This window comes from Micromonospora sp. CPCC 206061 (assembly GCF_036906915.1).
Lineage (GTDB): Bacteria > Actinomycetota > Actinomycetes > Mycobacteriales > Micromonosporaceae > Phytohabitans.
On sequence record NZ_JBAKHX010000003.1, the window covers coordinates 164,748 to 189,457 of the forward strand.

A 24,710-nucleotide genomic window follows, 5' to 3' on the forward strand; every position below is an offset into this window, starting at 1 on the left:
GATGGGCAAGCTGCGGGCGGCGTTGCGCCGGCATCCCCGGTGGGTGGATGTCGGCCTCGCCGCGCTGCTCGCGCTCTTCAACGTTGCGGCACTGGAGCCCGGTGACGGCCTGGTGGCCGTGCTGTGCTTCCTCGCCGTGCACGCATCGCTGGTGTGGCGGCGCCGCTGGCCGGTACCGGTCTTCTGGGCGACCTTCGGCCTGGCTGTACTCGCCGGTGTGGTGATCGAGGTGCGCGTAGAGGGCTTCTACCCGGAGTCGGTCATCGCGTTGGCGGTCTACACGGTCGCGCGGTACGGGCCGCGCCGGCAGCTCGTGCCGATCGTGGCGGTGATCGGCATACCGGCGGTTGTCGCGCTCTTCTGGGACGGTCCGAACTGGACGGTGGCCGGCTTCATCGGCTCGGCCCTCGCCGCGACGGTGCTCCTCGGCCTCGTGGTGCGCACCCGCGAGGCGTACCTGGCGGAGCTGGAGGAGCGGGCCCGGCGCCTGGAGCGCGAGCGCGATCAGCGGGCCCGCCTGGCGGTCGCCGCCGAGCGCGCCCGGATCGCCCGCGACGTGCACGACATCGTGGCGCACAACCTCGCCGTGATGGTCGCGCTGGCCGATGGTGCCGCGTTCACGGCCGCGGCGGCGCCCGAGCGGGCCGCTGACGCCATGCGGCAGGTGTCCACCACCGGCCGGCAGGCGTTGGGTGAGATGCGGCGGCTGCTCGGCCTGCTGCGCGATGCCGACGATGGCCGCGCGCCGCAGCCCGGGCTGGACGACATCGACGAGCTGGTCACGCAGGTCCGCGCGGCGGGCGTGCAGGTGGCGCTCACCCGCGAGGGCGCACCGGGCGACTGGGGTCCGGGTGCCGGGCTGGCCGTGTACCGGATCGTGCAGGAGGCGCTGACCAACGTGCTCAAGCACGCCGGGCCACAGGCCATGGCGGAGGTGCGGCTGCGCTACGAAGACGGCGGCGTGGAGGTCGAGGTGAGCGACGACGGCTCCCCAGCCGGCGCGGCCGAGCAGGGAGAGGGGCACGGCGTCACCGGCATGGCGGAGCGGGCCGCGGCGTACGACGGCGAGGTCGAGGCCGGGCCGCGCGCCGACGGGCCGGGCTGGCGGGTACGCGCACGCCTGCGCCTCGACACGCGGGAGCCCGCATGAGCATTGAGGTAACTGGCGCATGACCGTCCGGTTGCTGCTGGTCGACGACCAGTCGTTGCTGCGCCTCGGGTTTCGTATGGTGCTGGAGACGCAGCCCGACCTGGAGGTGGTCGGCGAGGCGGGCGACGGCGCGCAGGGTGTCTCGATGACCCGCGCGCTCGCCCCGGACGTGGTGTTGATGGACGTGCGCATGCCGGTGCTGGACGGCATCGAGGCGACCCGGCAGATCGTGGCGTCCGGCTCCGCCGCCCGGGTACTCGTGCTCACCACCTTCAACCTCGACGAGTACGTCTATGCCGCGCTCCGCGCCGGAGCCAGCGGGTTTCTGCTCAAGGACGTGCCGCCGACCGACCTGATCAGCGGCATTCGCGCGGTCGCGGCGGGCGACGCGGTGGTCGCGCCGAGCGTTACCCGGCGCCTCATCGACGCGTTCGCCGACCACCTGCCCGACCCGTCGAGCGGCCGGTCGGCGGTCGGTGAGCGGCTGCACCGGCTCACCGACCGCGAGCGGGAGGTGCTCGTCGAGCTGGCACGCGGCAGGTCCAACGCGGAGATCGCCGAGCTGCTCACGGTCGCCGAGGCGACGGTCAAGACGCACGTCGGCCGGGTACTGGCCAAACTGGACCTGCGTGACCGGGTGCAAGCGGTGATCTTCGCGTACGAGGCGGGCCTGATCAGGCCGGGTCAGCAGTAGCGGTACACATAGTCCGCCCGGTTGCGGTTGGGCGCCACGTCGGGGACGGTCCGCTTGCTCGTGCTGAGCGTGAACAGCGACGTGTCGGTCGCACCGGTCTCGGCGATGAAGACCACCGACCCGGTCGACATGTTGTAGTGCACCGACTCGGTGCGGTCACGCCAACTCCACCAGCCGAGGTCCTGCCAGCCGCACGAGCTGAGCCGGCCACGGGGGTAGTTGTAGTTGAGGCCGTCGTAGAAGCAGAACCAGCCGGCGGGGCAGTCGGGTGCCGCATACGCGCCGACCGGCGCCGCCACTTCGACGATCATGGCGCCGTACGCGATCTCGTTGTCGCCGATCTGCTGGCCACCGGGGTGTGCGGCCAGGAACTCGGCGACGAGCCGCTGGTTGGTGTCCGCATCAGACGGTGCCGCGGTGGCGGTGCCGCTGATGGACAGGACGAGGGCGAGGATGGCGACTGGGATGAGGGTGAGCCTTGTCATTGCGATCCCCATTGCGGTAAGTGGTCACTCCGACACTGTGAGCGACCATTGGCCCCAGGCTATGTAGCAAAGCGCCAGATTGCTAGATCGCGATGTGTTTTTGGGCGGGGCGTGCGAATGTCGGTCTCGCTCCCGGGCGCCCGGCGGGATATACACGTGGGTGACGACACAGCGTCCAAGGAGTCCCGTTGCGAACCGGCGCAGACGACGAGGCGTGGCTGGACGGCATCTGGCGTCGGCACCGGCCACGGGTGGTGGGCTTCCTGCGGCGTGCCAGCGAGCCGAACGAGGCCGAAGACCTCGCCGAGCAGACGTTCATCGAGGCATGGCGCCGCCGAGCCGAGGCCCCTGACCAGCCGCTTCCCTGGCTGCTGCGGATCGCCAACCAACTGCACCGGTCCCGTCACGGCACGCCGGTGCCGTGGACACCCTTGGCGCGCGTCGACCCCGAGTTGGCCGCCGCGTGCGCCGCCCTCACCGACGACGAACGCGCCTGCCTGCTGCTCTTCGTGCTCGACGATCTCACCGACGAAGAGGTCGCCCAGGTGGTCGGATGCGACCCCGACACGGCACGGCGCGACCGGGAGCGGGCACGCGACAAGCTACGGCACGCCGTGGGCGGCGTGATGACCGCATGAATGATGAGGATTTTCGGGGCGACGACCTGGTACGCCGTGCCGCGGTCGTGATGGACCCGACGTACGGCCGGCCGGTGCCGGCGCCGCGCCGCAACGCCGCCGAGCTGATCCAGATGGCACACCGGCAGCGCCGCGCCACCGTCGCGCGCCGGGTGACATGGGTGGTCATACCTGTACTGCTCGCCGTCGCCGCCGCCATCGGGCTGGCCACTGGCGCTCCGCCGGAGCCGCCGGCCGCGGCACCGAGCACCTCCGCCGCGCCGTCCCCCTCGCCGCTCGCGGTGGCCGACCAGGCCGAGGCGGTGCCGGCACGCGCGCCGCTGACCGTCTTGCAGGGCAAGGTCGGCGATGGGGCCGACCTGCGCGTCGCCGGCCGGTACACGTTCGTCCACACACGCACCTGGGCGTCCGACACCACGGGCCTGTCCACCGCCGTCAACCGGGACGAGAAGCTGTGGTGGACGCCCGACCGGGCCGGCCGCCACCTCGTCATCGACCTGACGGCGGCGCCGGCCCGGGAAGAGGTCACCGAGTACAAGCAGGGGCAGCTCGCGGTGCCGGTACCCGACCCGTCGGCCGAGCCGGCCATCCTCGCCAGCCAGCTCGCCGAGCATCAGCCCTTCGACGCCGGCCCGCACGCGGCCCTGCGTGCGGTCGTCGACCTGTACCGTTACCACGCCCTCGACGTGGCGCATCGGGCCGCCGCGCTGCGCGTCCTCGCCGACACCGACGGGCTCACCTACCTTGGCGAGACCGTCGACCGCGCCGGGCGGCCGGGCGTGGCGGTGGCCGCCGACAGCGAGGCCGGCGCGGTACGCGAGGTAGCCGTGTTCGACCCGGAGACCGGCACTCTGCTGAGCTACGAGCGCCTGGACCGGTCGGCCGACGAGACCAGGCTCACCGACTTCGTCGTGTTCCTCGCCGCCGGGCATACCGATCACGCGGCGTGACTCAGGGGCGATCTCATACTTTGGTCGTAGGCGCCCAGGCGACAATTACGCTCCTGGTAGGTCGCGGGCGCGTGGTCCGCTTCCTAGGCTCCTTGTCATGGGGGAACAGTTACACACCGAAGTCACGGTGGGCGCACGGGGGATCGATGTGCGTGTCACCGGCGAGATAGACATCGCGAACGTCGACGAGTTCCGCGCCCAGCTCTGGGCGCTGCCGGCCGCGCCGGTGCCGATCCGGCTTGATCTGCGCGATGTGGGCTTCCTGTCCGCCGCGGCGGTTCGCACGCTGGTGGCGGTGCACCTGCGGGTCCGGGCGCGCGGCGGTCAGCTCGTGCTCTGCGACCCCAACCCGGTGGTGCGCCGCACCCTGCGTGCCACGAGGGTCAACAGGGTCATCCCGATCGTCGGCGGTACGGCGGTGGGTGCGGGCGCGCCTTCGGAAGCGGTACGCCGCCCCTGGCCGACCACGCCACTTCACCGCCGCGTCCCCGCCCACCACTAGCACGCCACGCCACGGCGCCGCCGCGCGCCACGTGCCGTGGTCGGGCCACCGCACGCACCCCTTTCCGCCGATCAAGGGCAAACGCGTTTGGCCTTGATCGACGGGAGGGACATCGACGGGAAGGGCGGAGCGGGGCGCGCCTGCCTGTACAGACGAGGCGGGGGTGCATCCCCCCGGGAATGCACCCCCGCGTTCCTCCCCCCACCCCGCCGGGGAGGTGTGGCGCGACCGGCCCCCTGTTGGTCGCGCCCCCAGCAGGGTCTGGTTTAGAGGAGCCCCGGCGCGTCCGGGTGATACCCCGAGTTTTTTTCGCCACATCCGGTATCAGGGCGCGCCTGGCCGGTCTCCTCTCGGGTGTGCGCGCGCACTGCGCCCACCGGGCCGCTGCCTCGCACACCTACGATGGCGGGCAGTCTGTGACCTGGGGAGGAGGGTCATGACATCGACGGCCTCTGGCGACACCGGGGTCACGGTGCCTTCGTGGGAGCTGGCAGCCCGCGAGTTCGCCGCGTGGCGAGCCGGTGACCCGGACGCCCTCGACCGTCTCGTGCGCGTGCTGACCCCCGTGCTGTGGCACGTGGTCCGGGCGTATGGGCTGGATCGAGAGTCAGCCGAAGACGTCGTGCAAACGACGTGGCTCGCACTGGTGCGCAATGTGGAGTCGGTGCGCGACCCGCAGGCCGTGATGCGTTGGGCCACCACGACCGCGCGCCGCGAGGCGTGGCGGATGTCCCGGGCCGGCAAGCGCGAAGACGCCGCCGAGCCGGAGACGCTCGACACCGCGATGCCGCCCGTCGACGGGCCTGACGCGGCAGTGCTCGCGGCCGATACCGCCCGCATGTTGTGGCAGCACTTCGCGGCGTTGCCGGAGCGCTGCCGGCGGCTGCTCCGTGTGATCGCATTCGACGACCGGCCCGACTACGCGACGCTCTCCGCCGAGCTTGGCGTACCTGTGGGCAGCATCGGGCCGACCCGAGGGCGCTGCCTCGACAAGCTGCGCGGCCGGCTGGCCGCCGACCCTGATTGGAGTGGGCGGCGTGACTGATGACGTGACCCTGATGCGGGCGGTCCACGACATGTGGGAAGCTCTCGACCCCGTGCCGGTCGACCTGGCCGACCGGGTGCTTTTCACGCTCGCTCTGGAAGACGTGGAGTTCGAGTTGATGCGGCTACAGGAGAGCCTGGCGCCGGTCGGTGCGCGTGGGCCGGAGACGGCCGCGACGATGACGTTCGCCGCCGAGAGCCTCACCGTCATGGTGACCGTCTCGGACGCGGGCCCCAGGCAGCGCCGCATCGACGGCTGGATCGCGCCCGGTGCCGCCCTGCGCGTCGAGCTGCGCACCGCCCGCGGCGTACAGGAGACCGTGGCCGACGCCGACGGCCGGTTCGCGTTCGCCGCACTGCCGACGGGCCTCATGCAGATCATGATCCATCCGACCGCGGGGGCGGCTGTGCCCCTGCACCGCTCGGTTGCCACCCCTCCGGTTCAACTGTGATCCTTTGGAGTCATTCGTGGTCAACGAACCCCTTTCTGCCACAGAGCTCGCCCGGCACGGTGCGCGCGAGCTGAAACCGGACGCCGGCGCGCCGGCTGGATGGCCGCCCAACCCGACCGTCTACGTGGCCAACCGGCTGCTCGCACGGGAGTCGGCGTGCGACGGGTCGCGGGACGCGCTCGACGAGGTCGCCGACGATCTGGGCCTGCGCATCGAAGACCTACCCGCCTCGCGGCCCTGCGTGTCCCGCAAACTGGCTGGCCGGCAGATGACGATCGTGGCGGCGAGCGAGGGGCCGGCGAGCCCCGACGCCTGGGAGGTCCTGCGGGCGGCCCGGGAGCGGCACGGCGCGGAGCGACTGCGCGGCATCGGACTTGACCATCTGGTGTTCGCGACGACGGCCACGATGCAGCCGTTGCCGTACCACTCGTCGCATCCGTACCACTCATCTCACCCGTACCATTCCTCACATCCGTACCATTCATCCCACCCGTATGGCGGCGGTGACCAACCGGTCTCGCTGCTACTTCCACCGCCCCGGCGCCAGCCGACGCTCGGCTTCCGGCGGCCCGTGGTCGCGGTCCTCGACACCGGCTGTGGCCAGCATCCATGGCTGAGCGAGGGTGTGGTCCGTGACCTCACGATCACCGACGCCTCGGGCACGACCACCGTCGGCTTCCCCACGCCCGACCCCGAGACCGACGGCGACCTGACCGGCGGGCTCGACGGCATCCGCGACGAGTTGTCCGGGCACGGCACGTTCATCTGCGGGTTGGTGCGGCAGACGTGCCCTGACGCCGACATCCTCTCGGTGCGGGTGGTGCGCTCAGACGGGTTCATCTGGGAGTCGCAGCTCGTCGAGACGCTGGGGCAGGTATACGAGCTGGCCCGCAGGCACGCGGCCGGCGAGCCGGGCGGCTACCCGATCGACGTGGTCTCGCTGTCGCTCGGCTACTACCACGAGTCCCCGCAGGATGCCGAGTTCGACTCTGTGCTGTACGAGCTGCTACAGCGGCTCGGCCGGCTGGGTGTGGCCGTGGTGGCCTCCGCCGGCAACAACGGCACCGACCAGCACATGTTCCCGGCGGCGTTCACACCCAACGACAAGGGTCCGATCTTCGCCTGCGACGACGACTGCGTCCAGGTGATCAGCGTCGGTGCGCTCAACCCGGACAGCACGGTTGCCATGTTCAGCAACGGCGGGCCGTGGGTGCGGGTCTGGGAGCGCGGTGCGGCCGTGGTCAGCACCATGCCGGTCAACTTCGACCATGCCCTGCAGGCGCAGGCGGCCACGCTCGACCCGAGCGGCCTGCGGCGCGCCACGCTCGACCCGGACAACTTCACCGGCGGCTTCGCGATCGGCAGCGGCACGTCGTACGCCACGCCGGTGGTGGCCGGAAAGATCGCGCAGCGACTGATCGATCAGGCCGCCGCTGGTGGGATCACCATGGACGCGACCGGCGACCTTGCTGTCCAGCGTGGACGGTCCGTAGTCGACGAGACGCTGCGCGTGCACGACGAGTGGCTGGCCGACCAACTACGGCACTGAAAATCCTGGCAGGCACCGTGCCATGATTTGGGCGTGTCAGCCGACGCCAGCCATCGCGCGCCCTCAGCCGCCGAGCTGCACCGGCAGGCCCTCCGCGAGACCGAACGCGGGCGGCACGCCGCTGCTCGGCGGCTGTTGCGGTCCGCGCTGCGACGGCGGCCCGACCCGGTGGTCCGCGCGCACATCCTGATCACCCTGGCCTATCAGGAGGCGGAGCAGCGCAGCCTGGCCGCTGGGCTCGCGATGCTCGACGAAGTCGACGCGGTGCCGGAGCTGCCGCCACACGTCGGCGGCCTCGCCGCCGGGCAGCGCGGCCTGATCTGCATGCGCGCTGGCAAGCCAGCGGAGGCGCTGGCCGCGTACGACGCGGCGCTCCGGTTGCTCGACGAGTCGGTACCGCAGGAGCTGTGCCGACCACTGCTCAATCGGGGCATCCTGCACATGCAGATGGGCACGCTCCGGCTGGCACGTGCCGACTTCGCCCGATGCGCCGAGATCGCCCGCCGGCATGGCCTCACCATCATCGGAGCGAAGGCGTCGCACAACCTCGGTTACCTGTTGTTGCTGTCCGGCGCGCTGCCCCAAGCACTGCGCGAGATGGACGCGGTCGCCTCCGCGCTCAGCAGCCAGTCCCCGACATACGCGGCCGTCTACCACGTCGACCGCGCCCAGGTACTGCTCGCGGCCGGGCTGTGGCGCGAGGCGGACGACGACCTGGGCCGGGCGGCGGAGCTCTTCCAAGCTGGGCGTATCCGGCAGGACCAGGCCGAGGCGGAGTTGGCGCGCGCGCAGGTCGCGCTACTCGAAGAGCGGTTCGCTGACGCGCGCCACCTCGCTGGGCGGGCGCAGCGGCGGTTCGCCAACCGGGGCGCCGACGCGTGGGCGCTGCTTGCCCAGCAGGTCGCGCTCGCCGCGGCGGTCGGTGAAGGGCGCGGGGTGCCGGCAGCCGCCGCCGAAGCGGCCAGGGTCGCCGCCGCGCTCGCCGCCGCCGGGCTCGGGGATGACGCGCGGCGAGCCACTCTCACCGGTGTTGCGGCGCTACTGTCCACAGGGGACTTCGCCGCCGCGCGCGAGGCGGTCGGCGACGCGATCCAGTTGCGCCGCAGCGACCCCATCGCCACCCGGTTGCAGGCCCGATCGGTGCGGGCCATGCTGGCCGAGGCCGGCGGGCGGCCTCGGTTGGTCGAGGCGGAGCTGCGCGCCGCCCTTGGCGACCTGCACCGGTACCAGGCGTCGTTCGGCAGCCTTGACCTGCAGACAGCGGTCAGCGGGCACGGCCGCCGGCTCGCCGCGCTCGGACTGGCGCGGGCGCTCGCCAGTGGACGGCCCGCGACGGTCTTCGGCTGGGCGGAACGGGCCCGCGCCCTGTCGACGCGCCTGCCGCCGGTGGTGCCGCCGGCCGACCCGGAGGCGGCCCAACTCCTGGAGGAACTGCGGCACGCGCGGGTCGAGCTGCGCATGCAGGTGCTCGCCGGCCAGCCGGCCCGCTCCCTGTACGCCCGGTGTGCCCGGCTGGAGCGGCTGATCCGGCAGCGCTCCTGGTACGTGTCTGGCCCCGGGCAGACGATCGCGCCGGCACCGCTCGGCCGGCTTCAGGACCGGCTGGCGGCCGCCGACGCCACGTACGTCGCGCACCTGCTCTCCGGCGGCCGGCTCTACGCACTCGTCGCCGGCCCACGGCGCCGCACCGTCCTCGACCTGGGTCAGGCGGAGCGCGCCATCGAGCTGCACCGCCGCCTGCGCGCCGACCTCGACGCGCTCGCCACCATCAACCTGCCCGAAGTCGTGCGCGCCACGGTGCGCGCGGCCAGCCGCACGTCGCTGCGAGGGCTCGACGAGCTGCTGTGGCAACCGGTACGCCGGTATCTGGCCGATGGTCCACTGCTTCTCGCGCCGGCGGCCGGGCTGGTCGCAGTACCGTGGACGCTCCTGCCGACCCTGCGCGGGCGCCCGGTAGCGGTCGTCGGCTCGGCCACCGCCTGGCTCGCGGCCCGCGACCGGGCCACACTGCCCGAACACCCCGTGGTGGGCCTTGCCGTCGGGCCGCGCGTCGCGCGCGGCGCGGAAGAGGCCAGGCTCGTCGGCGCGGTGTGGTCGGACGCCCCCGCTCCGCCCGGGTCCACCACGTCAGAGGTACGGGACACCGCCCTCGCCTCGGACGTGCTGCACGTGGCCGCGCACGGCGTTCACGAGCCGGACAACCCGCTCTTCTCCCACCTCGAGCTTGCCGACGGCCCGCTCTTCGGTCACGAGCTGCACCAACTCCCGAGCCTGCCGGCGCACGTGGTGCTGTCGGCGTGCGAGCTGGGGCTTGCTCGGGCCCGCCCCGGCGAGGAGACGCTCGGCATGACCGCTGCTCTGCTGCACGGCGGTGCCGGCAGTGTGGTCGCTGGGGTGGCCCGGATCGCTGATTCGGTCGCCTACCAGGTGGGGCCGGCCCACCACGTGGCGTTGCGTGACGGCAGCTCACCGGCGGCCGCGCTGGCCGTCGCGATCGAGACCGCGGCGAAGACCGAGGAGGACCCGGCGCCGCTGGTCTGCTTCGGTGCTGGCTGGTGAAGTTCGCTCATGACAGGTAAGAGAACGCAGGCGCTTATCCGATACATCTCGCGTCGGACATCAGGTAGCGTTGCGCGCATGGCACACGCCCTGATCAACGGAGCCCTCGCCGCCGGTGCGGCCGCGTGGGGTCTTTCCGTGGTGACCAGGCTGCGGCCGGGGCTGCTGGCCCTGGTCTGATCTTCGCCACCCTCTACCCGCGCGCGTCCGCCCGGGGCCATTCCGCTTGTTCGCGTTGGCCCTTGCCTGGGAGAGGACGCCCACTGTGGCGCGGAACACCTATCGAATTCGCAATGAGCGCGCGCGTGCCCGCCGCGCATACTCGCAGACCTTCCTGACCGACCGCGGTGCGCTCGGCCAGGTCGTGCGCGCCGCCCGCCCGGCGGAAACCGACCTGGTGCTGGAGATCGGCGCCGGCGCGGGCCACCTGACCCGGGAACTCGCCCGGGTGGCCAACCGTGTCGTCGCGTACGAGGTCGACCCCGATCTGGCCGCCGGTCTCGACCCACCGTCCAATGTGGTGCTCCAGCAGCGTGACTTCCTGGCCGCCCGGCCGCCCCGGGAGCCGTTCGCGGTGGTGGGCAGCATCCCGTACGCGCTGACCGCCAGGGTCGTCGAGTGGTGCCTGCGTGCTCCGACGCTGACCTCGGCCACCCTGGTCACGCAGCTGGAGTACGCCCGCAAGCGCACCGGCGACTACGGCCGCTGGAGCCGGCTCACGATCGAAACCTGGCCCACGCACCGGTGGGTGCTGGCCGGGCGGATCGGGCGGCACAAGTTCCGGCCGGTGCCGCGGGTCGACTCGGGCATCCTGCGGCTGGAGCGGCGGCCGGTGCCGCTGGTCGAGCCTCGCCTCCTGGGGTCGTACCGCCGCCTCGTCGAGCTGGGCTTCAGCGGCGTCGGCGGCTCGTTGCACGCGAGCCTGCGCCAACGCCATCCGGCCCGTCGCGTGGACGCCGCTTTCCGCGCGTGCCGCTTGGACCCGGGCCTGGTCGTGGCCTACGCCTGGCCCGAACAGTGGCTGACCTTGTTCCGCGCCCTAGCCCCTTGACGCCCGGTCGCGCCCGCCCGTCCGGTCGCGCCTCTCCACGTCCGCACGACGCGTCGCCCCGCACTCCGCGGCGTCGCGGCGTGGCGCCCCCGCGGCCGCGCGGCGTGGCGCCACGCTCTCCCCGCCGATCAAGGGCAAACGCACGTGGTTCGATCTCTTTTCCGCGTGCATTTGCCCTTGATCGATGGAGACCTCCTTGATCGACGCCGCCGGCGCCGCGCAGGCTGCGCGGAGGCCCGGCGTGCGGAGTGCGGTGCGTGCGGAGTGCGGTGCGTGCGGAGTGCGGTGCGTGCGGAGTGCGGTGCGTGCGGAGTGCGGTGCGTGCGGAGTGCGGTGCGTGCGGAGTGCGGTGCGTGCGGAGTGCGGTGCGTGCGGAGGCCGGGCGTGCGGAGGCCGGGCGTGCGGAGGCCGGGCGTGCGGAGGCCGGGCGTGGAGAGGCGCGACCGGACGGGCGGGCGCTATCGGGAGGACTTGCGGACGCCCGGAAGGGCGCCGGTCAGCGCCATAGCGCGGAAGTTCAGGCGGGACAGGCCGAAGCGGGTCAGTATCCCGCGCGGCCGGCCGTCCAGCGTGTCGCGGGAGCGGAGCCGGACCGGGCTGCCGTCGCGGGGGAGGCGGCTGAGCGCGCGCACGGCCGCCTCCCGGGTGAGCGGGTCGGCGACCGCGCGCTTGAGGGCGGCACGCCGCTCGGCGTACCGGATGACCATCTCCTCGCGGCGGGCCTGGCGTGCGGTGAGGCTCCGCCGCGCCATCAGCGCTCCTCGCGGAATTCGACGTGCCGGCGTGCCCGCGGGTCGTACTTGCGTAGGGCCAGCCGGTCTGGGTCGTTGCGCCGGTTTTTGCGGGTGACGTACGTGAACCCGGTCCCCGCCGTGCTGCGGAGCTTGACGACCGGGCGGGCTTCGTTGCTGCGGGCCATGCGCTTAGTATAACGAAAACCGTTTTCAACAACTAGGAGGCGCCATGCCCGCCGTCACGGTGCTGTCCGGGTTCTCGCCCGCCGCCACCCACGCCGTCGCCCGCACCCTGCTGGCGGACGACCCGCGACGGATTCTGATCCGGCACGACCTGACCGGCGTGCGCGACGGCGTCGTGCACCGGATCGTCCGCACGGCGCGCGAGGTGCTCGAAGATGAGCAGGTCACGCTGGTGCACGGCTGCGTCTCCTGCACTCTTCGCGAAGACGTGCTGCCGACGCTGGTGCGCATGGCCCGCGCGCACCCCGACCGCGACCAGGTGCTCCTGCTGCCGGAAGCGGTCGAGCCGGAGGCTGTGGCGGCCGCCGCCCGGTGGTGCCTGGTCGACGGGGCACTGGTCACCGATCACGTGCGCTTCGACTCGCACACCACCGTGGTCGACGCGGGGCGGTTGCTCGACGACATCACCAGTACCGACTCGCTGAGCGACCGGGCCCTGCATGCCGCCGATGATGATCACCGCGCGGTCGCCGACGTCGTCGCGCGCCAGATCGAGTACGCGGACACCGTCGTGATGTGGGGCGAGGCGCCGGATGGGGCGTTCGACGGCGCGCGCCTCGCCGTGCTGCTGCAACGGCTCGCGCCGTGGGCGACCCACGTGCCCGCGGCGGGGTTCCGGCCCGAGGCGCGGCACCGCCCCGATACGCCCGGCGTGCTGGCGCGCGGGCTGGAGGGGTACCCCGTGGGCGTGCACGAACCGGTGGCCGACTGCGGCGTGGTGTCCGTGCTGTTTCGGGCGCGGCGACCGTTTCACGCTGAGCGCCTCAATGACGCGCTCGGCGCGATCGTCAGCCCGACGCTGCGCGGTCGCGGTCACCTCTGGCTGGCGAACCGGCCCGACACCGCCATCGCCTGGGACTCGGCTGCCGGTGGGCTATCGATGGGTTCGCTCGGGCGCTGGCTGGCCGCGCAACCCGAGGAGCGCTGGGAAGAGGCGAGTGAGGGCCGGCGGCTGGCCGCGGCGGTGGAGTGGGATCCGTATTACGGGGACCGGGGCAACCAGCTCGCGTTCGTCGGGCTGGGCCTGGACGCGGCCGAGCTGCACCGGCGCCTCGCCGCGTGCCTGGTCACCGACGACGAGCTGGCCGCCGGGGAGGACACGTGGATGACCTGGGCCGACCCCTTCGCCGGGTGCCTGCGGGTGGGGGAGAATCCGGTTCGTGACTGACGATCCGTACACCGTGGTCTGGTCGGAACATGCCGCGCACCTGCACGTCGTCGCACGGGAGGAGGCGGGCTGGTACGCCGAGGTGGCCCAGGCGCTCATCCGCCCGCGCGACATGCTGGCGGTCGACATCGGCTGCGGCGGCGCGGGCATGACCAGGGCGATGGCAGCCGTGCTCGGCGCGACCGGCCGCGCGGTCGGGGTCGACGGCGACCGGGCGATCCTCGACGCCGCCAGGTCGGCGGTGCCCGACGCGCAGTTCCTACATGCCGATCTCGACGGCGACCTTGCCGACCTGCGGGCCGAGCTGGGTTCCCCGGCCGACCTCGTGTGGGCGTCCGCGTCCGTGCACCACGCGGGCGATCAGCAGGCCGCGGTCGACGCGCTGGCGACGCTGCTCGGGCCCGGCGGCCGGCTCGCGCTGGCCGAGGGCGGGCTGCCGCCCAGGCATCTGCCGTGGGACGTCGGGGTCGGCGAGCCCGGCCTGGAGATCCGGTTGGACGCCGCGCAGGACCGCTGGTTCGCCCGGATGCGGGCGGCTCTGCCCGGCTCCCGCCCGATGCCGTACGGCTGGACGGAGGCGCTGCGGCGCTCCGGGCTGACACACGTGACCACGCGCACCACCCTGGTGGAGCGGGTCGTTCCCTTGTCCAAAGAGGACGTCGAGCGGCTGCTGGACCGGCTCACCCACCGCGTGGACCGGCTCCGCCCGGCCGACCTGCTCGCGCCGGAGGACCTGGCGGCGTGGGACCGCCTGCTCGACCCAGCCGACGAGGCGTGGCTGGGCAACCGCACCGACCTGTCCTGGCTGGACGCCCGCAGCGTCCACATAGGAACGCACCCTTAGGGTCGGGCCAGGGCCAGCCAGTCGCCTGCCGTCACGTCGGTGTCGGGTGGGACCAGCAGGCGGTCGAGGGTGCCCGGCGACGAAGCGGTCAGGTCCCACACCGCCCCGCTCGACAGCCGCACCCGGGCCAGCGGCACGCCGGCCAGGTATGCCTGGCCGGGCGACACCAGCCACCGCAGCAGACGCCCCCCGCCGGCGGGAATGTTCCACGACAGCGGCACCGTCGGCTCGGGTGACGTGCGTGCGGACACCCGGCGCTGACCGCTGACCGGCACCCAGCGTGCGGCGCCGCGCACCGTCGCAAGCTCCGGGTCGACGACACGGCGTAACGGCAGCCCCAGCCCGCGCTGGAGCAGGTCGGCCACCGCGGGCATGCGGGATCCGCCGCCCACCAGCAGCGCCGCGGTGACGTCGTGCACCGGTACCCCCAAGCGGGCGAGCAGGTCGGTGCAGCAGGTCGCCGTGCGGCTGAGCAAGGGTGCGGCCAGCGTCGACAGATCCTCCTGCGACATCCGGTACGCGGGCGTGTTCGGCATCAGGAAGTCTTCGACCACGGCCGCGTCGCTGAGCTGGTGCTTGACGCGCTGGGCGAAGTCGGTAACGGCCATATCCAGCCGCAGGGTCGCCGGTGTCGACGAGCCGGCCGCGGAGGTGAGCGGCGCCAGCCACTGCTGGCCGTCGGTGCTGATGCGCCGGGCGAGCAGCGCGTCGATGTCGTGACCACCGCAGTCGTCGAGCGCGGCGTGGCCGAGCACCTCGTGCCAGCGAACACCGATGCGCACCAGCGCCGTGTCGAAGGTGCCGCCACCGAGGTCGTACACGAGCACCAGGTCGCCGGGGCGAAACGGTGCCCCGGCGATCGGTGCGAACGCGGCGGCTACTGGCTCGGGGAGTAGCTCGATCGTCTGGAACCCGGCGGCCTCAGCGGCGGCCACCATCCGGGTGCGCCGCACGTCGCTGTGTTGGCTGGCACTCTGCGACAAGTCGCCGCACGCGCGGGTCCCGGGGCCTGAGAGGCGGCTCCTTTCTTCGTCGCCGCGCTCCTCGGTCCAGTCGCCGCCGGCCCCGAGACCGCCATAACTGGCCGGGACGGTGAGGACCGCCCGGTGGATTGGTGCCCCGTGGAGGCGTTCCGCCTCGGCGCGCAGCGTGGACAGGACCGCGACGACCTGTTCTACCGGCCGGAACCGCCGAGGGCCCAGCAGCACAGACGTGTCGTCCGCCAACCCGCGCTTGAACCCGGCGGCGAACGCCTCCGGGTCGGAGCGCTTGCGCCGTTCGGCGAGGGTGCCGACGAGCATCTGCTGCCCGTCCCAGAAGACCGCGGACGGCCATGTGGCCGCGCCGGTCATCGGCTCGGGCACCAGCACCGTAGTGTCGCCCGTGACCACGGCGGCCGCCGACGAGGTGGTGCCGACGTCGACGACCAGGACGGGCGGCGCCGTGCCGTCAGAGGTCCCAGACATCGACCACGCTCCGATCATCGGACTCCCACACCGCCAGCAACTGGCGGGCGTCCGCGCTGAACCCGGCCCGCACCCGCTGCCCTGGCGAGCCCTGCACGCGGAGGACCTCATGGTCGCTGGCCACGTCGTGGACGACCAGCACGGCGGTGCCGTCGGCCGTTTCGCCGGCGACGAGGCGCAGCTGACCGTCGGGGCAGGTGGCCGAGGTGGCGAAGGCGTCGGAGCCGCTCCGCGCGGCGTACCCCGGATTGCGGCGCGTCCACGCGTCGTCGGTGACCTTGTCGAGCCGGTCACCCGTGCGCAGGTCCCACGTGGTGATGGTCGACCGCCGGTATCGACCGACGACCTTACCCTCGGCCTCGGTGGCGAGCCGCCACTGAGCCTCGTCGACGAGCACGTTCTCAGGCGTGCTCGGGTCGCGGAACCGGGTGGCGAGCGTGCCGCTTTCGAGCTCCCACACCGAGACCCAGCCGTCCGCGTCCCACGCCACCAGACACAGCCGCCCTTCCGGCCCGACGAACACCTGCCCACCGCGCGGCGCCGCGTCACCCGGCGGCGGGGTCAGCTCGCCGACCACCGCGCCGTCGTCGACGCCGCGGACCCGCACGTACCGCCCGGCGGCGTCGCACTCGACGAGTCGCTGCCGGTCGGGCGCGAGCAGCCACGAGCCAACGACGTCGAGCCGCTGCCGGTGCCCCGGCGGCTGCTCGGCCAGCGCCTTCGGTGACTTGGCGGCGGCTGCCACCAGTACCGGACCGACATGGTCGCCGACGGCGGCGCGATGCGCGAGCAGCGTGCCCGCCTGCGGCGCTATGAGATCGAAAACCCGCTCGTCCGGCGTGCGCACCTGCGCCACCACCTCGCCCGCCTGATAGGAGTGGCCCTCCGCGACGAGCCAGCGCGACAGCCGCCCGACTGCCCCAGGGATCTCCCACGACACCGGCTCGATCCGCCAGCGTGGCCGGTCGGCCGGCACCGTACGGGTGGCCGCACCCACCGACCAGCGTGCGGCACCGCGCGCCACCGCCAGCTCGGGCTCGGCCGAGGTGCGGATCTGCTGGCCGAGCCCGATGCGCAGGGCAGGCTCGACCATAGGAAGGCGCGCGCCGCCGCCCGCCAGCACGATCGCGGACAGGTCTTCGGGCGTGGCGCCGGCCTCCTGCACGACGGTCAGGCAGCTGGCCACCAGCCAGCGCAGGGCCGGCTCGGCGAACGCGGCCAGCCAGTCACGGGTCAGCCGGTATGGCGGGGTGAGCGGGGTCAGGTGGTCGGCGACCTCTTCCGCGTCGGCGAGTTGGTGCTTGAGCCGGCGGGTGAAGTCGATGGCCTCGTAGTACGCCCGGAGGCCCGCGTCGTCCGGCGCGGCGAGGAGCGGCTCGATCCACGCCCGGCCCTCGGAGCGCAGGTCGTTGATGAGGAGGGCGTCGAGGTCGTGGCCGGCGGCCGACGCCTGGTGGGTGAGCTGCGTGGTGTGGTTGCCCCGCACCTGCACGACCGCCGTGGTCCAGGTCGCGCCCAGGTCGCAGACCAGCACCAGGCCGCCGGCCGGCAGACCGCTGCCGGTCTCTGGGTCGAGGGCGGCGCACACAGCGTCACTGACCAGCTCGACGTCTGGGAATCCGGCCGCCATGCCCGCCGCCACCAGCACGTCGCGCCGCGGGTCGCCGGGCAGGTAGTCGGCCGGCGTGGTCAGCGTCAGACGGTGGATCGGCGCACCGTACTGCTGCTGCCCCTCGGTGTGCACGGCCGTGAGGTAGGCGGCGAGCGCCTGCACGCCGGTGACCTCGTGGTTTTCCAGCCACATCGACGCCTGAGCGTCGACTGCCCGGCGGGGACCGTCTATGTAGCGCCGGGGAATGGCCCGTTTGCGCCGCTCCGCCGCCGTGCCGACGAGGTATCCGGTGTCGTCGAGGCACACCGACGACGGCCACACGTAGGTGGCGCCGCCGGGCTCGCGGATAAGGCCGGACCGATCCCCGTCGACGAGCGCGACTCGGGTGCCCGACGTGCCGACGTCGACCACCAGGATCGGCTCGGCCATGGGCATACCTCGCGCATCGCTCGAAGGAGGTTTCCGCTTAGTCTCGACGAGTCTGGCACCTCCGTCCACCCTCCGGTGACCCACCGCATTGGTCATCTGCCACTTCTGAATCCACCCGAAACAATGTGGTAACAATCAATGCGCCAATCCGATCGGGGCGCCGCTCCGAACTACCTATGTGCACGCGACGCTAAGGGGCGGGAGGCTGTCTGGCATGAGTGACGGCGGAAACGACGCGGCCCGCCGGGCCGACCATCTTTCGGCCGTGCCGACGCCGCCCCCTGACCCGGCTGCCGAGGCCGACACCCTCCTGCGTGCGGTGGCGCGTGGCGACGAGGCGGCGTTCACCCGGCTCTACGAGCTGGTCGCGCCCCGGGTGTACGGGCTCGTGCGCCGGGTACTACGTGACCCCGCACAGGCCGAAGAGGTGGCACAGGAGGTGCTGGTGGAGGTGTGGCGCACCGCGACCCGGTACGACCCCGCACGCGGATCGGCCACGTCGTGGATCTTCACGATCACACACCGCCGGGCGGTCGACCGGGTGCGGTCCGAGCAGGCCGGAGCCGAACGCATCCGCAAGCTCGCCGCCACCTCCGCCGAGACGCCGTACGACGAGGTGGTCGACCAGGCCACCGTGCACCTGGAGCAGCAGCAGGTGCGGCGGTGCCTGCAGGGCCTCACCGGCCTGCAACGCGAGGCGATCACCCTCGCCTACTACGAGGGCTATACGTACCGCGAGGTCGCGCAGCTTCTCGACACCGCGTTACCGACGATCAAAACACGAATGCGCGACGGACTGATCCGCCTGCGCGACTGCCTGGGTGTGGGGGCGGTCGCATGACTGTGCTAACTGGCGCTCGCCTTCGCTCGCGCGGGTTGGTGCGCTCCCTGCGCTTTGCCGCGGCTGCGGGAGGCGGCGCATGACTGAGCTGGTTGGCGCTCGCCTGCGCTCGCGCGGGTCATGCGCCCCGAAGCCTCCCTGTAGCCGCCAGCCGCTTCGGTCGCTGCGCTCTCTACGCTTTGTGGCGGCTGCGGGAGGCGGCGCATGACCGACGTTCACGCATTGGCTGGGGCGTACGTGCTGCACGCCTTGACCGACATTGAACGCGCCTCGTTCGCGCGGCACCTGTCCGAGTGCGAGGCGTGCGCCACCGAGGTGGCCGAGCTTCAGGAGACGGCGGCGCGGCTCGCCGACGGCACATGGTCGGTGCCGCCGCCGCAACTGCGCGACAAGGTACTGGCGGAGGTGCGCCGCACGCGCCAGGTGCCGCCCGGACAGCCGGACCGCGAGGCCACGCCGGCGCTGCGCCGCTGGCGGCGGCGCACGGCGGCGGCGGTCGCCGCTGGCATCATCGCCGCGGCCGCTGGCACGGCTTCGTTCGTGGCTCAGGAGCAGCGGGTACGCGATCAGCGCGCCACCGCGGCGGCGGCGCGCGCCGAAGCGGCGCGTATCGAGGCGGTGCTCGGCGCACCGGACGCCCGGCTGCGCACCGGCACGCTGAGCAGCGGCGGCCGGGTGACCATGGTGCTTTCCGACAGCCGCGACGAGGGCGTCGTCGTGCTCGCCGGCGTGGCGCCACCGGGGCCCGGCAAGACCTACCAGCTCTGGGCGATCGACGCGGGCGGCCCGGAGTCGATGGGCGTGGTGGATTCCGGTGCCGCGGACGCCACGCAGATCGTCAGTGGCGTCCGCGGCATGCAGACCCTCGGCGTGACGCTGGAGCCCGCGCCCGGATCGAAGACCCCCACGCTGCCACCTTTGGCGACCGTGGCGGTCGCCTGACGCGCTACGAGGTGGGCTCGGCGGCGTAGATCGCCTCGGCGAACTCGTGCAGCGAGTGTTCGTCGAGGCGCACCGCCAGGTCCGCTTCGCTGATCATGCCGATCAGCCGTCGGTTCTCCATGACCGGCAGCCGGCGGATCTTGTTCTGCTGCATGAGCCGCAGCACCTCGCTCTGGTCGGCGTTGGCCTCCACCCAGATCGGCGTGCCCTGCGCCATTTCCCGCGCGGTCATCGACCGCGGGTCGCCTCCCTGGGCGATACAGCGGACCACGATGTCGCGATCCGTGATGATGCCCTGCAGGCGGTCGTTTGCCCCGCAGATCGGCAGCGCGCCCACCTTCAGGTCCCGCATCATGCGAGCGGCGGTCTCGAGCGTCTCGTTCTCGTTGACGCACTCCGCGCCCGAGTGCATGATCTCGCGAGCAGTGCTCATGGTGACCTCCTCATGCTGCACCTTGTGCTCACCGTATCCGCCCTGTTCAGAGCCGTCCCGGCAACGCGAAGATCTGTCGAAAGGCAGGTATGTCGGGTGCCGTTCGTGCACTGCGGCGGGCCACCCGCGTCCGTACGGTCGACGGCGCGCGCCCCGCGCCGATGCGCACGTCGATCAAGGGCAAACGCACGTGGTTTAGAGATCGAACCACGTGCGTTTGCCCTTGATCAATCGGAAAGGCCTTGATCGGCGCCTCACGCGCCGCGCGGCGGCGCGGGCGGAAGACGCTGCCGGGTGGTGAGGGCTTGGTCGGGTCAGAGGCCCAAGGGGATGATCTGCTTGGACAGTAGGTGGCCGTCGCGGAAGCAGAGTTGGTAGACGTCGAGTTGGGCGTTCAGGATCTCGCCGTGGGAGCGGTAGTACTGGCACGTCGCGCCGGCCGGTTCGTCGCGCGTGGGCGGGTCGAGCATCTCGCGGCGAGGGAGCACCCGTTCCACGGCGGCCAGGTCCTGGCCGGTGGTCAGCGCGGCGTAGTCGCGAGGTGAGAGCACCGCGCTGGTGGTCGCGTACACGTAGTACCCGACCGCCACCGCCCCGAGCACCGCACCGATCCCCGCCGGCACCGCTACGGCCGTGACCAGGCCTCGCCGGGCCCGGAGTTGGGCGAGCCGGCGCCGGTCGGCGGAGGCGGTCTCGACCGGTGCGGGTGTGACGGTGCCGCCCGCGTACGGCATGCGGGCCGTCACCCGGAAGCCGCCGTCCGACGTGGGGCCCGTGTCGAAGGCGCCGCCCGTCAGGCGTACCCGCTCGCGCAGTCCGGCGAGCCCCTGCCCGCCACCTGCTGCCGGCCCGGGAGCAGCGTCGTCGGGCGCTCGGGCCGACCCCGTGCCGCGGAAGGTGCCCGGAAGCGAGCCGGCGGTGCGGAAGGTGCTTGGGAGTGGGCCGGCGGGTGGGGGTGCGTTGCGGACGGTGACCGTGACGTCGGTGTCGGTGTGGTGGATGTCGACGGTCACGGCGGCGCCGGGCGCGTACTTGTTGGCGTTGGTCAGGGCCTCCTGTACCAGCCGGTGGACGGCGCGGTCGACCATCGGCGGGATCGGGCTGGAGGGGGGAGTCGTCGCGAGGTCGACTGCCATGCCGGAGTCCTTGGCGCGGCGTACCAGTTCGGTGACGTCTTCGTCGACGGGGCGCGTTGGTGCGGGCGAAGTGTCGTCGCGGAGTACGCCGATGATCTCGCGGAGGCGTTCGGTGGCGGCGCCGGCGCTGGCTCGCAGGGACGCGGCGGCCGCTTGGTGGCGTTCGTCCAGGTCGGGTGCGATTTCGAGGGCTCCGGCGCGCAGCGCGATGAGGCTCAGCTCGTGGCCGAGCGAGTCGTGCATGTCTTCGGCGATCCTGGTGCGCTCGCGCAGGCGCACCTGGTCGGCGAGGATGCGCTGCTCGCGTTCGAGCTGCTCGGCGTGCTCCCAGCCGGCGGCGACGAGGTCGAGCTGCTGCCGGCGGTACCGGCCGATGAGCCACGGGAAGAGACCGGCGTACACGAGCACGCCGGCCAGCGACGCCCAGGTGAGGAAGCCGCCGCGGAGTAGGACGTACGGCGAGACCAGCACGACGATGGCCGCGAACCCGATGGCGGCGGGCCGGATGCTGGCCATCCGCCGGCCGACGAGGTAGCTGATCACGGGTAGGGCGAACGAGAAGTTGCCGTCGATGGCGGTGAGCGAGACCGTGATGAACAGCGACGCGAGCGGGTACCGGCGGCTCACGGCGACGGCGGCACCGAGCCCGGCCAGCCCGATCAGGAGCAGCCAGAACGGGTACGCGTTGTGGCCCGGCCAGGCGTATGCGACGGGGATGGCGAAGAGGGCCCAGAGCCCGATGTCCGTCACCAGCCGCCGCATATCAAGACCGTAACCTGCCGAAAGTGGGTGCTGGCTAACATCCTTTGGCCGGTGCGGGCGCCCTGTGGTGTCGCCTAACGTCGCCAGCATGTTGACAGTCAGCACGGGGGGCCTCAGCACGGCTGAGGTGGCCGAGAGGGTCGCGACGGGTCGGGTGAACGACGTACCGGCGCGGGCCAGCCGGAGCGTTGGCGAGATCATCCGGGCCAACTTGTTCACCCGGATCAACGCGATCATCGGCGTACTGCTGATCATGATCCTGGCGGTCGGGCCGGTCCAGGACGCCCTCTTCGGCGGCGTGATCATCGCCAACACCCTGATCGGTGTGATCCAGGAGCTGCGGGCCAAGCGCACGCTCGACCGGCTCGCGATCGTGGGCGCGGCGCGGCCGGTCGTGCGGCGAGACGGATACGCCGTGGAGGTCGACGCGTCCGAGATCGTCCTCGACGACCTCATCGAGCTGGGCCAGGGCGACAAGATCGTGGTGGACGGCGTAGTGACCGAGGCCGACCAGCTGGAGGTCGACGAGTCGCTGCTCACCGGCGAGGCAGACCCGGTGGTCAAGCAGCCTGGCGACCGGGTGCTGTCGGGGAGCTTCGTGGTGGCCGGAGGCGGCACGTTCACCGCCACGAAGGTGGGCCGGGAGGCGTACGCGGCGAGGCTGGCGGAGGAAGCGAGCCGGTTCACGCTGGTCAACTCGCAGCTGCGGAACGGGATCGACTCGATCCTGCGGTTCGTGACCTGGCTCATCATCCCGGCCGGCGCCGCGCTCGTGGTCAGCCAGCTCATGGTCAACCGGGACGACGTGCCCGAGGCGGTACGCCGGATGGTCGCCGGCCTGGTGCCGATGGTGCCGGAAGGGCTGGTGCTGCTGACGTCGGTGGCGTTCGCGGTCGGCGTGGTGCGGCTGGGCCGGCGCCGCACGCTGGTGCAGGAGCTGCCCGCCATCGAAGGGCTGGCCCGGGTCGACGTGGTGTGCCTGGACAAGACCGGCACGCTGACGGAGGCGACGATGGAGGTTGCCGAGGTGCGCCGGCTGGAGGTCGACGCGCCCGTCGAGGCGGTGCTGGGTGCGCTGGGCACCGCCGAGGAGCGCCCCAATCCCAGCCTGAAAGCAATTATCGAGGCGTTTCCGTACCAGCCGGGCTGGACGGTCCACAGTAGAACGCCGTTCTCCTCGGCGCGGAAGTGGAGCGGTGCCACGCTCTCCGGCCCGTCGGGCGGCGCCGCGACGTGGCGGCTCGGCGCGCCGGAGGTGGTGCTGCCGGCCGGCGATCCCGCGCTCGCGGAGGCGGACGACTACGGTGCTCGCGGGCTGCGGGTGCTTGCCCTGGCGCGGGAGGGCGTGCCGGTCGCGCTGGTGGTCATCGCCCAGCGGCTGCGCGCAGACGCCCGCGACACGCTGCGGTACTTCGCCGAGCAGGGCGTCGCGGTCAAAGTGATCTCCGGCGACAACGCGCTGTCGGTCGGCGCGGTGGCGCGCTCGCTGGACATGCCCGGTGCCGACCACCCGGTGGACGCGCGCACGCTGCCCGAGGATCCGGATGCCTACGCGGACGCGGTGGAGCGCACGGCCGTCTTCGGGCGGGTGGGCCCGCAGCAGAAGCGGGATCTGGTGACCGCGTTGCAGGCGCGAGGACATACGGTCGCGATGACCGGTGACGGCGTCAACGACGTGCTCGCGCTCAAGGACGCCGACATCGGCGTGGCGATGGGCGCGGGCAGCCCCGCCACCCGTGCGGTGGCGCAGATCGTGTTGCTGGACAACAGCTTCGCCGCGCTGCCCGCCGTCGTCGGCGAGGGCCGCCGGGTCATCGGCAACATCGAACGCGTCGCGAACCTGTTTCTCACCAAGACGGTGTACTCGGTGCTGCTCGCCATCGTCGTCGTGCTCACCCAGGTGCCGTACCCGTTCCTGCCCCGCCACCTCACGCTCGTCGGGTCGCTGACGATCGGGATACCGGCGTTCTTCCTCGCGCTGGCACCGAACGCCGAGCGGGCCCGGGCGGGCTTCGTGGGGCGGGTGCTGCGGTTCGCTGTACCAGCTGGAGGGCTGGCGGCGGCCGCGACGTTCGGCACCTACCTGTACGCCCGCCGCCTCTACGACGACCTGGCGGCCGAGACGTCGGTCGCGACCCTCGCGCTCTTCCTTGTCGCGCTCTTCGCGCTCGCCGTCATCGCCCGCCCGTACACGTGGTGGCGCGCCGCGCTGGTGGCCACGATGGGTGGCGCGTTCGCGATCGTGCTGGCGGTGCCGTTTCTGCAGGACTTCTTCCAGCTCAAGCTGGTCGGCTGGCGCGGGCCGGGCGTGGCGGTGGCGATCGCGGTGGCCGCGGGCGCGCTGCTGGTCATCGCAGAGCGTCTACTAGACCGGCTTCGTACGCGATGATGGCGGCCTGCACGCGGTTGCGCACATCGAGCCGGGTGAGGATCGTGCTCACGTAGCTCTTCACGGTGCCCTCGACCAGATACAGCCGGCGGGCGATCTCGGCGTTGGACAGGCCGGCGCCGACCAGGGCCAGCACCTCGCGTTCGCGTTCAGTGAGCGCGTCGATCCGGTCGCGGGCGGCGGCGCCGCGCGACATCCGGCCGTCACGCAGCTCGCTGATGACGCGGTGGGCCACCTGCGGCGAGAGGTACGCCGCACCGGCGGCCACCGCGTGCACGCCGGCGATCAGCTCCCGAGGGTCGCCGGACTTGAGCAGGAACCCACTGGCACCCTCGCCCAGCGCCCGCGCGATGTAGTCGTCTTCGCCGAATGTGGTCAGCATCACGATGGCGGTGTCGGGAGTGGCGCGCCGGATCTCGGCCGCGGCGGCCAGCCCGTCGAGTTGCGGCATCCGGATGTCGAGAAGGGCCACGTCGGGCCGGTGGCTGCGAGCCTGCTCGATCGCCTCGCGGCCGTTGGCGGCCTCGGCCACGACCTCGATGCCCGGATCGGCGGCCAGGATCGCCTTGACACCGGCTCGGATCATGGCCTCATCGTCGGCTAGCAGGAGGCGGATCATGACGCCGACGGTACCTCG

The 24,710-nt window shown here is 72.5% G+C and carries 23 protein-coding genes; 15 read left to right on the forward strand and 8 right to left on the reverse strand.

From position 1 onward, the window contains the following. The first annotated feature begins 1 nt into the window (after position 1). Both V6V89_RS04035 and V6V89_RS04040 read left to right on the forward strand, forming a co-directional pair. Positions 2–1,150, forward strand: a complete 1,149-nt coding sequence (locus V6V89_RS04035; protein WP_334617546.1) for a sensor histidine kinase — start codon at positions 2–4, stop codon at positions 1,148–1,150. Positions 1,151–1,169: 19 nt separating this feature from the next. Continuing rightward, positions 1,170–1,844: a response regulator transcription factor gene (locus tag V6V89_RS04040; RefSeq protein WP_334617547.1), complete on the forward strand. Its 675-nt coding sequence runs from the start codon at positions 1,170–1,172 to the stop codon at positions 1,842–1,844. Here V6V89_RS04040 and V6V89_RS04045 read toward each other — a convergent pair. Further along, a complete protein-coding gene (locus V6V89_RS04045; RefSeq protein ID WP_334617548.1) occupies positions 1,835–2,329 on the reverse strand; it encodes a peptidase inhibitor family I36 protein in 495 nt (164 codons plus the stop codon). The genes V6V89_RS04040 and V6V89_RS04045 overlap by 10 nt on opposite strands. Positions 2,330–2,517: 188 nt before the next feature. Here V6V89_RS04045 and V6V89_RS04050 point away from each other — a divergent pair, with 188 nt between their 5' ends. The 8 genes from V6V89_RS04050 (at position 2,518) to erm (ending at position 11,074) form a co-directional block, all read left to right on the forward strand. Next, the gene (locus V6V89_RS04050; RefSeq protein WP_334617549.1) at positions 2,518–2,967 is read left to right on the forward strand and encodes an RNA polymerase sigma factor; all 450 of its coding nucleotides are present in this window, start codon (positions 2,518–2,520) and stop codon (positions 2,965–2,967) included. Beyond that, entirely contained in the window at positions 2,964–3,917 is a 954-nt protein-coding gene (locus V6V89_RS04055) for a hypothetical protein (protein WP_334617550.1), read from the forward strand. The genes V6V89_RS04050 and V6V89_RS04055 overlap by 4 nt, the downstream gene beginning before the upstream one ends. Positions 3,918–4,014: 97 nt before the next feature. Continuing rightward, complete coding sequence (locus tag V6V89_RS04060; RefSeq protein WP_334617551.1) at positions 4,015–4,419, forward strand: STAS domain-containing protein; 405 nt, start codon at positions 4,015–4,017, stop codon at positions 4,417–4,419. A 436-nt stretch (positions 4,420–4,855) separates the two neighbouring features. After that, on the forward strand, positions 4,856–5,464 hold the full coding sequence (locus tag V6V89_RS04065; protein ID WP_334617552.1) for an RNA polymerase sigma factor: 609 nt from the start codon (positions 4,856–4,858) through the stop codon (positions 5,462–5,464). After that, positions 5,457–5,915, forward strand: coding sequence for a hypothetical protein (locus tag V6V89_RS04070; RefSeq protein ID WP_334617553.1), 459 nt, complete (start codon positions 5,457–5,459; stop codon positions 5,913–5,915). Before V6V89_RS04065 ends, V6V89_RS04070 begins: the two co-directional genes overlap by 8 nt. A 16-nt stretch (positions 5,916–5,931) precedes the next feature. Then, the gene (locus tag V6V89_RS04075) at positions 5,932–7,464 is read left to right on the forward strand and encodes a S8 family peptidase (protein WP_334617554.1); all 1,533 of its coding nucleotides are present in this window, start codon (positions 5,932–5,934) and stop codon (positions 7,462–7,464) included. 33 nt (positions 7,465–7,497) lie between these two features. Continuing rightward, positions 7,498–10,023 (forward strand): CHAT domain-containing protein, encoded by a 2,526-nt coding sequence (locus tag V6V89_RS04080; RefSeq protein WP_334617555.1) that lies wholly within the window; start codon positions 7,498–7,500, stop codon positions 10,021–10,023. Between the two features lie 265 nt (positions 10,024–10,288). Continuing rightward, the gene (erm, locus tag V6V89_RS04085; RefSeq protein ID WP_334617556.1) at positions 10,289–11,074 is read left to right on the forward strand and encodes an ErmE/ErmH/ErmO/ErmR family 23S rRNA (adenine(2058)-N(6))-methyltransferase; all 786 of its coding nucleotides are present in this window, start codon (positions 10,289–10,291) and stop codon (positions 11,072–11,074) included. A 458-nt stretch (positions 11,075–11,532) separates the two neighbouring features. On the opposite strand, the gene rpsN is transcribed toward erm, so the two are convergent. Together rpsN and rpmG are read right to left on the reverse strand one after the other, a co-directional pair. Continuing rightward, positions 11,533–11,826, reverse strand: coding sequence for a 30S ribosomal protein S14 (gene rpsN / locus V6V89_RS04090; RefSeq protein WP_334617557.1), 294 nt, complete (start codon positions 11,824–11,826; stop codon positions 11,533–11,535). After that, positions 11,826–11,993: a 50S ribosomal protein L33 gene (rpmG, locus tag V6V89_RS04095; RefSeq protein ID WP_334617558.1), complete on the reverse strand. Its 168-nt coding sequence runs from the start codon at positions 11,991–11,993 to the stop codon at positions 11,826–11,828. The genes rpsN and rpmG overlap by 1 nt, the downstream gene beginning before the upstream one ends. A 44-nt stretch (positions 11,994–12,037) precedes the next feature. Here rpmG and V6V89_RS04100 point away from each other — a divergent pair, with 44 nt between their 5' ends. Then, a complete protein-coding gene (locus V6V89_RS04100) occupies positions 12,038–13,219 on the forward strand; it encodes a CobW family GTP-binding protein (protein ID WP_334617559.1) in 1,182 nt (393 codons plus the stop codon). Continuing rightward, a complete protein-coding gene (locus tag V6V89_RS04105) occupies positions 13,212–14,063 on the forward strand; it encodes a class I SAM-dependent methyltransferase (protein WP_334617560.1) in 852 nt (283 codons plus the stop codon). Before V6V89_RS04100 ends, V6V89_RS04105 begins: the two co-directional genes overlap by 8 nt. Here the strand turns inward: V6V89_RS04105 and V6V89_RS04110 are convergent. Together V6V89_RS04110 and V6V89_RS04115 are read right to left on the reverse strand one after the other, a co-directional pair. After that, complete coding sequence (locus V6V89_RS04110) at positions 14,060–15,529, reverse strand: Hsp70 family protein (RefSeq protein ID WP_334617561.1); 1,470 nt, start codon at positions 15,527–15,529, stop codon at positions 14,060–14,062. The genes V6V89_RS04105 and V6V89_RS04110 overlap by 4 nt on opposite strands. Then, complete coding sequence (locus V6V89_RS04115; protein WP_334617562.1) at positions 15,513–17,570, reverse strand: Hsp70 family protein; 2,058 nt, start codon at positions 17,568–17,570, stop codon at positions 15,513–15,515. Before V6V89_RS04115 ends, V6V89_RS04110 begins: the two co-directional genes overlap by 17 nt. Before the next feature lie 214 nt (positions 17,571–17,784). Between V6V89_RS04115 and V6V89_RS04120 the strand changes: the two genes are divergently transcribed. Together V6V89_RS04120 and V6V89_RS04125 are read left to right on the forward strand one after the other, a co-directional pair. Further along, positions 17,785–18,411 carry a sigma-70 family RNA polymerase sigma factor gene (locus tag V6V89_RS04120; RefSeq protein ID WP_334617563.1) on the forward strand — a complete coding sequence of 209 codons (627 nt, stop codon included), beginning with the start codon at positions 17,785–17,787 and terminating at the stop codon, positions 18,409–18,411. A gap of 204 nt (positions 18,412–18,615) precedes the next feature. Next, on the forward strand, positions 18,616–19,353 hold the full coding sequence (locus V6V89_RS04125) for an anti-sigma factor (RefSeq protein WP_334617564.1): 738 nt from the start codon (positions 18,616–18,618) through the stop codon (positions 19,351–19,353). A 4-nt stretch (positions 19,354–19,357) separates the two neighbouring features. Here V6V89_RS04125 and V6V89_RS04130 read toward each other — a convergent pair whose 3' ends face one another. Together V6V89_RS04130 and V6V89_RS04135 are read right to left on the reverse strand one after the other, a co-directional pair. Continuing rightward, positions 19,358–19,786: a CBS domain-containing protein gene (locus tag V6V89_RS04130; protein ID WP_334617565.1), complete on the reverse strand. Its 429-nt coding sequence runs from the start codon at positions 19,784–19,786 to the stop codon at positions 19,358–19,360. A 314-nt stretch (positions 19,787–20,100) separates the two neighbouring features. Beyond that, complete coding sequence (locus V6V89_RS04135) at positions 20,101–21,684, reverse strand: sensor histidine kinase (RefSeq protein WP_334617566.1); 1,584 nt, start codon at positions 21,682–21,684, stop codon at positions 20,101–20,103. Between the two features lie 88 nt (positions 21,685–21,772). Between V6V89_RS04135 and V6V89_RS04140 the strand changes: the two genes are divergently transcribed. Beyond that, a complete protein-coding gene (locus V6V89_RS04140) occupies positions 21,773–24,073 on the forward strand; it encodes an HAD-IC family P-type ATPase (RefSeq protein WP_334617567.1) in 2,301 nt (766 codons plus the stop codon). Here the strand turns inward: V6V89_RS04140 and V6V89_RS04145 are convergent. Continuing rightward, positions 24,033–24,692 carry a response regulator transcription factor gene (locus tag V6V89_RS04145; RefSeq protein ID WP_334617568.1) on the reverse strand — a complete coding sequence of 220 codons (660 nt, stop codon included), beginning with the start codon at positions 24,690–24,692 and terminating at the stop codon, positions 24,033–24,035. The genes V6V89_RS04140 and V6V89_RS04145 overlap by 41 nt on opposite strands. Positions 24,693–24,710 lie beyond the last annotated feature (18 nt).

Coding starts and splice junctions, on each gene's coding strand:
- V6V89_RS04035 (WP_334617546.1), top strand. CDS start 2: ATGGGCAAGCTGCGGGCGGCGTTGCGCCGGCATCCCCGGTGGGTGGAT.
- V6V89_RS04040 (WP_334617547.1), top strand. CDS start 1,170: ATGACCGTCCGGTTGCTGCTGGTCGACGACCAGTCGTTGCTGCGCCTC.
- V6V89_RS04045 (WP_334617548.1), bottom strand. CDS start 2,329: ATGACAAGGCTCACCCTCATCCCAGTCGCCATCCTCGCCCTCGTCCTG.
- V6V89_RS04055 (WP_334617550.1), top strand. CDS start 2,964: ATGAATGATGAGGATTTTCGGGGCGACGACCTGGTACGCCGTGCCGCG.
- V6V89_RS04060 (WP_334617551.1), top strand. CDS start 4,015: ATGGGGGAACAGTTACACACCGAAGTCACGGTGGGCGCACGGGGGATC.
- V6V89_RS04065 (WP_334617552.1), top strand. CDS start 4,856: ATGACATCGACGGCCTCTGGCGACACCGGGGTCACGGTGCCTTCGTGG.
- rpsN (WP_334617557.1), bottom strand. CDS start 11,826: ATGGCGCGGCGGAGCCTCACCGCACGCCAGGCCCGCCGCGAGGAGATG.
- rpmG (WP_334617558.1), bottom strand. CDS start 11,993: ATGGCCCGCAGCAACGAAGCCCGCCCGGTCGTCAAGCTCCGCAGCACG.
- V6V89_RS04100 (WP_334617559.1), top strand. CDS start 12,038: ATGCCCGCCGTCACGGTGCTGTCCGGGTTCTCGCCCGCCGCCACCCAC.
- V6V89_RS04110 (WP_334617561.1), bottom strand. CDS start 15,529: ATGTCTGGGACCTCTGACGGCACGGCGCCGCCCGTCCTGGTCGTCGAC.
- V6V89_RS04115 (WP_334617562.1), bottom strand. CDS start 17,570: ATGGCCGAGCCGATCCTGGTGGTCGACGTCGGCACGTCGGGCACCCGA.
- V6V89_RS04120 (WP_334617563.1), top strand. CDS start 17,785: ATGAGTGACGGCGGAAACGACGCGGCCCGCCGGGCCGACCATCTTTCG.
- V6V89_RS04125 (WP_334617564.1), top strand. CDS start 18,616: ATGACCGACGTTCACGCATTGGCTGGGGCGTACGTGCTGCACGCCTTG.
- V6V89_RS04130 (WP_334617565.1), bottom strand. CDS start 19,786: ATGAGCACTGCTCGCGAGATCATGCACTCGGGCGCGGAGTGCGTCAAC.
- V6V89_RS04135 (WP_334617566.1), bottom strand. CDS start 21,684: ATGCGGCGGCTGGTGACGGACATCGGGCTCTGGGCCCTCTTCGCCATC.
- V6V89_RS04140 (WP_334617567.1), top strand. CDS start 21,773: ATGTTGACAGTCAGCACGGGGGGCCTCAGCACGGCTGAGGTGGCCGAG.
- V6V89_RS04145 (WP_334617568.1), bottom strand. CDS start 24,692: ATGATCCGCCTCCTGCTAGCCGACGATGAGGCCATGATCCGAGCCGGT.